At 65.2% G+C, this 11,177-nt stretch carries 7 protein-coding genes; 5 read left to right on the top strand and 2 right to left on the bottom strand.

Translation table 11 applies throughout. The annotated features are described in order from the left end of the window. Nucleotides 1-184: 184 nt before the first annotated feature. Complete coding sequence (locus tag OEZ60_RS18115; RefSeq protein WP_263339277.1) at nt 185-412, bottom strand: hypothetical protein; 228 nt, start codon at nt 410-412, stop codon at nt 185-187. Nucleotides 413-770: 358 nt separating this feature from the next. Then, nucleotides 771-1,517: a helix-turn-helix domain-containing protein gene (locus tag OEZ60_RS18110; RefSeq protein WP_263339276.1), complete on the bottom strand. Its 747-nt coding sequence runs from the start codon at nt 1,515-1,517 to the stop codon at nt 771-773. 257 nt (nt 1,518-1,774) lie between these two features. On the opposite strand from OEZ60_RS18110, the gene OEZ60_RS18105 reads away from it, so the two are divergent. The 5 genes from OEZ60_RS18105 to narI are packed head-to-tail and all read left to right on the top strand — an operon-like array spanning nt 1,775 to nt 11,176. Further along, a complete protein-coding gene (locus tag OEZ60_RS18105; protein WP_263339274.1) occupies nt 1,775-4,504 on the top strand; it encodes a nitrate/nitrite transporter in 2,730 nt (909 codons plus the stop codon). Between the two features lie 17 nt (nt 4,505-4,521). Continuing rightward, nucleotides 4,522-8,265, top strand: coding sequence for a nitrate reductase subunit alpha (locus OEZ60_RS18100; RefSeq protein WP_263339272.1), 3,744 nt, complete (start codon nt 4,522-4,524; stop codon nt 8,263-8,265). Then, entirely contained in the window at nt 8,262-9,782 is a 1,521-nt protein-coding gene (narH, locus tag OEZ60_RS18095; protein ID WP_263339269.1) for a nitrate reductase subunit beta, read from the top strand. The genes OEZ60_RS18100 and narH overlap by 4 nt, the downstream gene beginning before the upstream one ends. Then, nucleotides 9,779-10,480: a nitrate reductase molybdenum cofactor assembly chaperone gene (gene narJ, locus OEZ60_RS18090; RefSeq protein ID WP_263339266.1), complete on the top strand. Its 702-nt coding sequence runs from the start codon at nt 9,779-9,781 to the stop codon at nt 10,478-10,480. The genes narH and narJ overlap by 4 nt, the downstream gene beginning before the upstream one ends. A gap of 12 nt (nt 10,481-10,492) precedes the next feature. Continuing rightward, nucleotides 10,493-11,176: a respiratory nitrate reductase subunit gamma gene (gene narI / locus OEZ60_RS18085; RefSeq protein ID WP_263339263.1), complete on the top strand. Its 684-nt coding sequence runs from the start codon at nt 10,493-10,495 to the stop codon at nt 11,174-11,176. Nucleotide 11,177 lies beyond the last annotated feature (1 nt).

Genomic DNA, 11,177 nt, shown 5'->3' with positions numbered 1-11,177 from the left:
CCGCGCGACGGTTCATGTTCGGTCCGGTCATGCGATCCCCAGTCATTTCCGACAGTTGTGCAACGAAGGCCGGGGCCGCGCCAAGACCGTTACAGAAATGTCCGCATCTCGTGAACGCGCCGGTCAGGCGGCACACATGAAAAGGGCGCCCCAAACGGGGCGCCCGAAACGTGGCGCGATCGGGTCAGTTCAGCACCGAGCGGATCTGGCCGCCGCGTGCATCTTCTTCGCTCGACAGGATCGAGCGGATCGCGTCGGCCTGCGCCGAAGTCAGATTGTCGAAGTTGCCGTTCGGAACGAGGCGCTGGGCCTCCATGCGGGCGGGCCCGCTCAGTTCGCTCGGGTCGGTGACGGCCGAGGCGGTGCCGGCGGCGGCAAGAACGAGTGCGATTGCGATCATCAGGCGTGTCATCTTCGGTCCTTTCGACGGTTTCGTGTTTCGACTGATCGGGCCGGGTGTGCCCTGTGACACCAACATGCGTGCCGGGCGCCGCTAAAGGAAATCACAGTCGGGTCGCGTCGGCTCACGCGGAATTGCCGGACCGTGCCCGTGATGTTTCGGGGAGTCACAGTCGTGCGATGGGTTGACGCAACCCGCTGTGGTTCGGAAGAAAACACCGTGAAGTGGCGCCGCCGGGCCCGGCCGCCGCTCACGGCGGCGTAGGCCGGAACGTTTCAGAGGTGGGGTCCGGGCCGTGCACATAGCTTGTGCGCTCTCGCACATCGCGGAGAACCCCGGTGCGGGGACGGGCGTGGGGGATACTCCCGGCTCAATGACCGCCCGGATCACGCCGCGACGGGGATTCGGACCCTTCCCTGCCGCAGTAATCCGGGCCGTCGATCAGTGCCGTCGGCCGGGCAACCGCCGTCAGGGCGTCGAAATCGGAGATCGTCACGTGCTGGCCTTCCACCGCGACGCCGTCGTCGCGCAGCGAGCGGAGGGCGCGCGACAGGTTCTCCGGCGTCATCCCGAGATAGGAGGCGAGCAGCCGCTTCTCGATCTGCAGATCGAAGTCCAGCGCGCCGTGGGCGGGTACGTGGCGCAGGAGATAGGCGGCAAGCCGTTCGCGCGAGGCGCGCAGCTTCAGATCCTTGGCATGGCGCACGACGCTGCGGTAGCAGCTGGCGAGTTCGCCGACGATCGCCTTCGCGAAGGCGGGATCCTTGGTGAAGGCGGTGCGCAGGTCGGAGCCCGGGATCAGCGCGACCCGCGACGGCATCAGCGTTCGCGCCGACATCAGGTAGGGCGCATCGTTGATGCAGGCCGCGAGGATGAAGGTCGAGACCGGGCGCACCACCGACATCGTGGTCTCGCGGCCTTCCCAGCGGGCGTACATCTCGACCGCACCCTCGGTGACGACATGCAGGAAGTCGGCCGCCTGCCCCTCCTCGATCAGCGTGACCTGGGGCGGAAAGGACTGGTGATAGGCGCCGCGCATGAGCGCGGCGAAATGCGCGTCATCCATGTCGCGGAAGAGCGACAGGTCGCGGATCTCTTCGAGGTCGGCGTCGCGCATGAATCACCAGAAGCGGAATTGTCGGCTTGATAAATGTTAAGGCTTGCGGCGGCAAGTGTCGATCCGCGCAATGGAATTTGTCCGAGCGCCGGGCGAACGATTTCTCCGCCTGACCGGACATTCTTCATAAGAACCTGAATTTTCCGGGAAAATCGCAAGAATTTGACCTCGATCAAACCTTGGGAATCGACGTGGTGGTTCTTTGCCGCCAATCGCGGGGGCCCTTGCCACCCGTGCCACCACTCACGGAGGCGACAATGCTTGATGGCTCGCATGTGTCGAAGGGCGATCAGACCCGCGCCCTAGCACTCAGCACCATTGCGTTCACGGTCTGCTTTGCAGTCTGGACGATCTTTTCCATCATCGGCGTCGCGATCAAGAAAGAGCTCGGGCTCTCGGAGTTCGAGTTCGGCCTTCTGGTCGCGACCCCCATCCTCACGGGCTCGCTCACACGCCTGATTCTCGGCGTCTGGACCGAGAAATACGGCGGCAAGATCGTGTTCTCGCTGCAGATGATCCTGACGGGTCTCGCGACCTGGGCGCTGACGCTCGCCGACAGCTACGTCATGTACCTGATCGCCGCGCTGGGCATCGGCCTCGCCGGCGGCTCGTTCATCATCGGCGTCGCCTATGTCTCGCGCTGGTACGGGCCGGGCAAGCAGGGCACCGCGCTCGGCATCTTCGGTGCCGGCAACGTCGGTGCGGCGGTGACCAAGTTCCTCGCGCCCTTCGTGATGGTGGCCTATGGCTGGCAGGGCGTGGCGCAGGTCTGGGCCGTCGGCATCGCGCTCATGGGCGTGATCTTCTTCATCCTTGCCAAGGACGACCCGATGCTGGTCGAGCGCCGCAAAACCGGCGTCAAGGCGCCGAGCCTGCGTGAGCAGTTCGCGCCCTTGCGGAACCTCCAGGTCTGGCGCTTCTCGCTCTACTACTTCTTCGTCTTCGGCGCCTTCGTGGCGCTGGCGCTGTGGATGCCGCACTACCTGATCGACGTCTACGGCGTCGACGTGAAGACGGCAGGCATGTCGGCGGCGGCCTTCTCGCTTTCCGCCTCGCTCTTCCGCGCCTATGGCGGCCACCTTTCGGACCGCTTCGGCGCCCGTTCGGTCATGTACTGGACCTTCGGCTTCTCGCTGGTCTTCCTCTTCATGCTGTCCTACCCGCCCACCGACTACGTCATCCAGGGCAAGGACGGCCCGATCACCTTCTCGACCGAGATGGGGCGCTGGCCCTTCGTCGTGACGCTCTTCTGCCTCGGCTTCTTCATGTCCTTGGGCAAGGCCGCGGTCTACAAGCACATCCCGGTCTACTATCCGAAGCACGTCGGAGCGGTCGGCGGCCTCGTCGGCATGATCGGCGGCCTCGGCGGCTTCATCCTGCCGATCATGTTCGGGGCGCTCCTCGACCTGACCGGCATCTACACGAGCTGCTTCGCGCTGCTCTTCATCCTCGTCGCGATCGCGCTCGCCTGGATGCACATGTCCATCCGTCAGATGGAACGTGCCGCCATCGGCAAGACGCTCGACGAGCTTCCGGGCCTGCCCGAGATGCAGCCCATCCACATTCCTGGAAAGACGGTAATGACCACGCATACACTTGACGACTGGCGTCCCGAGGACAAGGCGTTCTGGGACGAGAAGGGCCGCAAGATCGCGCGCCGCAACCTGTGGCTGTCGATCCCGGCGCTGCTCCTGGCCTTCTCGGTCTGGATGGTGTGGTCGATGGTCGTCGCCCGGCTCCCGGCCATCGGCTTCGACTTCACGCCCGGCCAGCTCTTCTGGCTCGCCGCGCTGCCCGGCCTTTCGGGTGCGACGCTGCGGATCTTCTACAGCTTCATGGTGCCGATCTTCGGCGGCCGGCTCTGGACGACGCTCTCGACCGCATCGCTCCTCCTGCCGGCCATCGGCATCGGCTATGCGGTGCAGAACCCCGAGACGCCCTACCTGATCTTCATGGTGCTGGCGCTCCTCTGCGGTCTCGGCGGCGGCAACTTCGCCTCCTCGATGGCCAACATCGCCTACTTCTTCCCGAAGGCTGAAAAGGGCAACGCGCTCGCCCTGAATGCGGGCCTCGGCAACCTCGGCGTGTCGGTCATGCAGTTCCTCGTGCCGATCGTCATCACCATGGGCGTCTTCGGCGCCATGGGCGGTGCGCCGGTGCAGCTGGCCGATGGCGGCGAGCTCTGGATGCAGAACGCTGGCTTTGTCTGGGTGCCCTTCATCATCGTCGCCACCATCGCGGCCTGGTTCGGCATGAACGACATCGCCGACGCGAAGGCCTCGTTCCGTGACCAGGCGATCATCTTCACCCGCTTCCACAACTGGATCATGTGCATCCTCTACACCGGGACCTTCGGCAGCTTCATCGGCTACTCGGCGGGCTTCCCGCTCCTGACCAAGCTCATGTTCCCGGAAGTGAACGCGCTGCAGTACGTCTTCCTCGGCCCCCTCGTCGGCGCGCTCTCCCGCGCGGCCACCGGCTGGGTCTCGGACAAGTTCGGCGGCGGCCGGGTCACCTTCTGGACCTTCCTCGGCATGATCGTGGCGGTCTTCGGCGTCATCACCTTCCTGCCGACAGACGGCACGGGCGGTTCCTTCGCCGGCTTCTTCGCCTGCTTCATGGCGCTGTTCATGCTGACCGGCATCGGCAACGCCTCCACCTTCCAGATGATCCCGGCGATCATGGGCCGCGAGATCCCGCGTCTCATGCCGAACCTCGACGCCGCCGCCAGCCGCAAGCAGGCGGAGCGCGAGAGCGCCGCGATCATCGCCTTCACCTCGGCGATCGCCGCCTACGGCGCCTTCTTCATCCCGAAGGCCTATGGCACCTCGATCGCGATGACCGGCGCCCCCTTCATGGCGCTCTGGGGCTTCCTGATCTTCTACGCGGTCTGTGTTGTCCTGACCTGGGTCTACTACACGCGGCCCGGCGGTCTTCTCCATGACCTCGAGCGTGGTCGGCCTTCCGCCGCCCCGGCTCAGGCCTGAACTGTAAGGAGAGCAAGATGAGCCATCTTCTCGACCGTCTGAACTTCCTGAAATCCGTCCGCAAGGATACCTTTGCGGACGGCCACGGACAGACCACAATCGAAAACCGCGACTGGGAGGACACCTACCGGAACCGGTGGCGCCACGACAAGATCGTGCGCTCCACCCACGGGGTGAACTGCACCGGGTCGTGCTCCTGGAAGATCTACGTCAAGTCCGGGATCGTGACCTGGGAGACCCAGCAGACCGACTATCCGCGCACCCGCGCGGACCTGCCGAACCACGAGCCGCGCGGCTGTGCGCGCGGCGCCTCCTACAGCTGGTATCTCTACTCGGCCAACCGGGTGAAGACACCCTTGGTGCGTGGCCGGCTGATGCGGATGTGGCGTGACCTGCGCAAGTCCAAGAGCCCGATCGAGGCCTGGAAGGCGATCCAGGCCGATCCGGCCAAGCGCGCGGATTACACCAGGATCCGCGGCAAGGGCGGCTTCGTCCGCGCGACCTGGGACGAGGTGACCGAGATCACCGCCGCCGCCAACGCCTATACGGCGAAGACCTACGGCCCCGACCGGGTGTTCGGCTTCTCGCCGATCCCGGCGATGTCGATGGTCTCCTACGCGGCGGGCTCGCGCTACCTCAGCCTTCTCGGCGGCACCTGCATGTCGTTCTACGACTGGTACTGCGACCTGCCGCCGGCCTCGCCGATGACTTGGGGTGAGCAGACCGACGTGCCGGAATCGGCCGATTGGTACAATGCGGGCTACCTGATCCTCTGGGGCTCGAACGTGCCGCAGACCCGGACCCCGGACGCGCATTTCTACACCGAGGCGCGCTATCGCGGCACCAAGTCGGCGGTCGTCAGCCCCGACTATTCCGAGGCCGCGAAGTTCTCCGACATCTGGCTCAACGCCAAGCAAGGCACGGATGCCGCGCTCGGCATGGCGATGGGCCACGTGATCCTGCGCGAGTACCACCTCGACCGGCAGGCGGAGTATTTCGAGGACTACTGCCGCAAGTACACCGACATGCCGATGCTGGTGAAGCTGGAGCCGAAGGGCGACGGCTATGTGCCCGGCAAGCAGCTTCGGGCCTCCGACTTCGACAAGTCGCTCGGCCAGTCGAACAACCCCGAATGGAAGACGGTCGCGATCGACGAGAAGTCGGGCAGCATCGTGGTGCCGAACGGCTCCGTGGGCTTCCGCTGGGGTGAGACCGGCAAGTGGAACCTCGAGGAGAAGGCCGAGGGCAAGGATGTCACGCTCAAGATGAGCCTCGTCCTCGACACCGACCGCGATGACGTGATCGGCGTCGACTTTCCCTATTTCGGCGGCGCGGCCACCAATGGCTGGGAGAACGACGCGCGCGGCGAGGTGCTGACCCGCAACGTGCCGGTGAAGAAGATCAAGCTCGCGGACGGCGAGGAGCATTACGTCGCCACCGTGTTCGACCTCTTCTGCGCCAACTACAGCCTCGACCGCGGCCTCGGCGGCGATCATGTCGCGAGCGACTTCAATGCTGACGTGCCCTTCACCCCCGCCTGGGCGGAGAAGATCACCGGCGTGAAGCGCGACCGGATCATCCAGGTCGCACGGGAATTCGCCACCAATGCCGAGAAGACGAACGGCAAGTCGATGATCATCATCGGCGCGGCGATGAACCACTGGTACCACATGGACATGAATTACCGGGCCGTCATCAACATGCTGGTGATGTGCGGCGCCGTGGGTCAGTCCGGTGGCGGCTGGGCGCATTACGTCGGCCAGGAAAAGCTGCGTCCGCAGACCGGCTGGACCGCGCTCGCCTTCGCGCTCGACTGGGCGCGTCCGCCGCGGCACATGAACTCCACCTCGGCCTGGTACGCCCATACCGACCAGTGGCGCTATGAGACGGTGTCGTCGTCCGAGATCCTCTCGCCGACCGCGCCGGACGGCGACTACAAGGACCTCAGCCTGATCGACTACAACATCCGCGCCGAGCGGATGGGCTGGCTGCCGTCGGCGCCGCAGCTCCGCACCAACCCGCTCGAGGTGGGCAAGGCGGCGAAGGCGGCGGGCAAGACCATCCCGGAATACGTCGCCGAGCAGTTGAAAGCGGGAACGCTGGAAATGTCCGCCGAGGATCCGGATGCACCGGAGAACTGGCCGCGCAACCTCTTCGTCTGGCGCTCGAACCTTCTCGGCTCGTCGGGCAAGGGGCATGAGTACTTCCTCAAGCACCTTCTCGGCACCGATCACGGTGTTCTCGGCAAGGATCTTGGCGAGGAAGGCCGGACGAAGCCCGTGGAGGCCCGCTGGCACGACAAGGCGCCGGAGGGCAAGCTCGACCTCCTCGTCACGCTCGACTTCCGCATGTCGACGACGGCGGTCTATTCCGACATCGTGCTGCCGACCGCGTCGTGGTACGAGAAGGACGACCTCAACACCTCCGACATGCACCCGTTCATCCACCCGCTGCAGGCGGCGGTGGACCCGGCCTACGAGTCGAAGTCGGACTGGGAGATCTTCAAGTCGATCGCGAAGAAGTTCTCCGAGGTCGCGCCCGAGATCCTCGGGGTGGAGACCGACGTGGTGCAGCTGCCGCTGCAGCACGACAGCCCCGGCGAGATCGCGCAGCCGATCGTCCAGGACTGGAAGAAGGGCGAATGCGACCTCGTTCCGGGCAAGACCGCGCCGGCCTATATCGCGGTCGAGCGGGACTACCCGAACCTCTACGCTCGCTTCACCTCGCTTGGGCCGCTCATGGAGAAGGTCGGCAACGGCGGTAAGGGCATCGCCTGGGACACCAAGGTCGAGGTGCATCACCTCAAGGACCTGAACGGCACCCATGTGACCGGCCCGACCGAGGGCATGGCGAAGATCGAAACCGCGATCGACGCGGCCGAGGTCATCCTGATGCTCGCGCCGGAAACCAACGGCGAGGTGGCGGTCAAGGCCTGGGACGCGCTCTCGAAGGCCACCGGCCGAGAGCACGCCCACCTGGCCGAGGTCAAGGAAGACGAGAAGATCCGCTTCCGCGACATCGCCGCGCAGCCGCGCAAGATCATCTCGTCCCCGACCTGGTCGGGCATCGAGAGCGAGGAGGTCTGCTACAACGCCGGCTGGACCAACGTCCACGAATTGATCCCGTGGCGCACCGTCTCGGGCCGCCAGCAGCTCTACCAGGACCACGAATGGATGCAGGCCTTCGGCGAATTCTTCGTGACCTGGCGGCCGCCGGTCGACCTCAAGACGATCAACGCCTCGGCGACCGGTGCCCTGGGCGCCAACGAGAAGCACGTCGTCCTGAACTTCATCACTCCGCACCAGAAATGGGGCATCCACTCGACCTATTCCGACAACCTCCTGATGCTCACGCTGAACAGGGGCGGTCCGGTCGTCTGGGTCTCGGAGAATGATGCGAAGACGGCGGGCATCGTCGACAACGACTGGATCGAGGTCTTCAACTCGAACGGCGTTCTGACCGCGCGGGCCGTCGTGTCGCAGCGTGTGAAGGACGGCATGTGCCTGATGTATCACGCCCAGGAGAAGATCGTGAACACGCCGGGCTCGAACATCACGCGGAAACGGGGCGGTATCCACAACTCCGTCACCCGCGCGATCGTGAAGCCCACGCACATGATCGGCGGCTATGCCCAGCAGAGCTACGGGTTCAACTATTACGGCACCGTCGGCTCGAACCGCGACGAACTCGTCGTGGTCCGCAAGATGGATACGGTCGACTGGCTCGACCGGCCGGCTTCGAAAGTGGAGGCTGCGGAATGAAAGTACGCGCACAAATCGGCATGGTGCTGAACCTCGATAAATGCATCGGGTGTCACACCTGTTCCGTCACCTGCAAGAACGTCTGGACCAGCCGCGACGGCGTCGAATACGCCTGGTTCAACAACGTCGAGACCAAGCCCGGCATCGGCTATCCGAAGGACTGGGAGAACCAGAAGCGCTGGAACGGCGGCTGGGAACGCACTGCTTCGGGCGGTCTCAAGCCCAAGCAGGGCGGCAAGTGGCGGATTCTCGCGAACATCTTCGCCAACCCCGACCTGCCGGAAATCGACGACTTCTACGAGCCGTTCGACTTCGACTACGATCACCTGAAATCGGCCCCCGAAATGGAGGCCTTCCCCACCGCGCGCCCGCGGTCGAAAGTCTCGGGCGAGCGGATGGAGAAGATCGAATGGGGTCCGAACTGGGAGGAGATCCTCGGCGGCGAGTTCGAGAAGCGTGGCAAGGACTACAACTTCGAGGGCATCCAGAAGGACATCTACGGACAGTATGAAAATACGTTCATGATGTATCTGCCGCGTCTCTGCGAGCACTGCCTCAACCCGGCCTGCGCCGCGTCGTGCCCCTCGGGCGCGATCTACAAGCGCGAAGAGGACGGCGTGGTGCTGATCGACCAGGAGAAGTGCCGCGGCTGGCGGATGTGCGTCTCGGGCTGCCCCTACAAGAAGATCTACTACAACTGGTCGACGGGGAAGTCGGAGAAGTGCACGCTCTGCTATCCGCGCCTGGAATCCGGCATGCCGACGGTCTGCTCGGAAACCTGCGTGGGCCGGATCCGCTACATCGGCGTGATGCTCTATGACGCCGACAAGATCGCGGAGGCCGCGGCGGTTTCGGGTGAAAAGGACCTCTACGACGCCCAGCTCGGCGTGTTCCTCGACCCGAACGACCCGAAGGTGATCGAGGCCGCCCGCGCCGAGGGCGTGCCGGAGGACTGGATCGCCTCCGCCCGCAAGTCGCCGATCTGGAAGATGGCGATGGAGTGGAAGATCGCGTTCCCGCTGCATCCGGAATACCGGACGCTGCCGATGGTGTGGTACATCCCGCCGCTGTCGCCGATCCAGAACGCCGCGGCGGCCGGTCAGGTCGCGGTTCAGGACGACATGCCGGACGTGAAATCGCTCCGCATCCCGGTCCGCTACCTCGCCAACATGCTGACCGCGGGCGACGAGGCGCCGGTGATCTCCGCGCTCGAACGGATGCTCGCGATGCGCTCCTACATGCGGTCGAAGACCGTGGACGGGGTCGTCAACATCGGTGTCGCCAAGCGTGTCGGGCTCACCCCGCATCAGATCGACGAGATGTACAAGGTCATGGCGCTCGCCAACTACGAGGACCGCTTCGTCATCCCGACGACGCACCGGGAACTCGTGGAGGACGCCTACGACCTGCGCGGCGGCTGCGGCTTCACCGACGGCAACGGCTGCTCCACCGGCACCACCGGCGGCAAGCTCTTCGGCAGCCGCAAGTTCGTGACACCGGCGGAGGGCTGGAAATGAAGACCTTCAAGGCGCTCTCCGCGCTCCTTTCCTACCCGACGGCGGACCTCCAGTCCGCCGTGCCGGCGATCCGCGACGTGCTGGAGGCCGAAGGCCTCCTGCATCTCGGCCAGCGCCTCGCGCTGGAGCCGCTGCTCGCCGGGATGGAAGAGGGCGACATCTACGACCTGCAGGAGCGCTATGTGCTCCTGTTCGACCGCTCTCGCACGCTCTCGCTCAACCTCTTCGAGCATATCCACGGCGAAAGCCGGGATCGCGGCGGCGCGATGGTGGATCTGCTGGAGACCTACCGTGCCGGCGGCTTCGACCTCACCGGGCCGGAGCTTCCCGACCACCTGCCGGTGCTCCTGGAGTTCCTCTCGACCCGTCCCCTGACCGAGGCGCAGGAGATCCTCGCCGACGCCGGCCACATCATCGCGGTCCTCGCAGAACGCCTGACCCGGCGTGACACGCCCTACGCGGCGGTCCTGACGGCGCTGGCGAAAGTCGCCAACGCCGGCACCGACAGCCCCGAGGCCGAGGCGCTTCTGTCCGAGAAGGACGACGACCCCGAGGATCTCGAGGCGCTGGACGCCGTCTACGAGGAGGCGCAGGTTACATTCGCCCCCGACCCGAACGCGGGCTGCCCGATTTCGCGCGACATCCTCGCGCGGATGGACCTGCCCAGAAACCCGGCCGCCGCCGGGCCGGCCCAGTAAGGAGCGCTCACGATGCACGAATTCTTCTTCGGAACCTATCCCTACATCGCGCTCTCGGTGCTCCTCTTGGGCTCGATCGCGCGCTATGAACGCGACCCGTTCACCTGGAAATCGTCCTCGTCGCAGCTCCTGCGCCGCAAGCAGCTGGTGATCGGCTCGAGCCTCTTCCATGTTGGCGTGCTGATCATCTTCTTCGGTCACCTGATCGGGCTCCTGACGCCGATCGCGATCTTCGACGCCTTCGGCATCGGCCACGGCTTCAAGCAGACGATGGCAGTCCTCGTCGGCGGCGTGGCCGGGATCATGGCGCTCGCGGGCGGAGCGATGCTGCTCCATCGCCGGCTCTACGATCCGCGCATCCGGGCGAACTCGACCTTCGCCGATACCGGCATCCTGATTCTCCTGATGGTGCAGCTCGTGCTCGGGATCCTGACGATCTTCGTCTCGCTCCAGCATCTCGACGGCCACGAGATGACGAAGTTCATGGCCTGGTCCTTCGGCATCTTCACCTTCGACGGTCAGGCGGCGAGCTACATCGCCGACGTGAGCCCGCTCTTCAAGCTGCACATCTTCCTCGGGCTGACGATCTTCCTGCTCTTCCCGTTCACGCGGCTCGTCCACATGCTCTCGGCGCCGATCCGCTACATCTGGCGGCCCGGCTACCAGATCGTCCGGACGAAGAAGCGCGGGGCCTGAG

Source organism: Albidovulum salinarum (assembly GCF_025673475.1).
Classification (GTDB): Bacteria; Pseudomonadota; Alphaproteobacteria; order Rhodobacterales; family Rhodobacteraceae; genus Albidovulum; species Albidovulum salinarum.
The sequence above is the reverse complement of the archived record's forward strand: the minus strand, read 5'-3'. Positions and strand labels throughout refer to the sequence as shown.

What these genes read in the sequence shown, in the direction of transcription:
- narH (WP_263339269.1), top strand. Translation starts at nt 8,262, where the DNA reads ATGAAAGTACGCGCACAAATCGGCATGGTGCTGAACCTCGATAAATGC.
- OEZ60_RS18105 (WP_263339274.1), top strand. Translation starts at nt 1,775, where the DNA reads ATGCTTGATGGCTCGCATGTGTCGAAGGGCGATCAGACCCGCGCCCTA.
- OEZ60_RS18100 (WP_263339272.1), top strand. Translation starts at nt 4,522, where the DNA reads ATGAGCCATCTTCTCGACCGTCTGAACTTCCTGAAATCCGTCCGCAAG.
- OEZ60_RS18115 (WP_263339277.1), bottom strand. Translation starts at nt 412, where the DNA reads ATGACACGCCTGATGATCGCAATCGCACTCGTTCTTGCCGCCGCCGGC.
- narJ (WP_263339266.1), top strand. Translation starts at nt 9,779, where the DNA reads ATGAAGACCTTCAAGGCGCTCTCCGCGCTCCTTTCCTACCCGACGGCG.
- narI (WP_263339263.1), top strand. Translation starts at nt 10,493, where the DNA reads ATGCACGAATTCTTCTTCGGAACCTATCCCTACATCGCGCTCTCGGTG.
- OEZ60_RS18110 (WP_263339276.1), bottom strand. Translation starts at nt 1,517, where the DNA reads ATGCGCGACGCCGACCTCGAAGAGATCCGCGACCTGTCGCTCTTCCGC.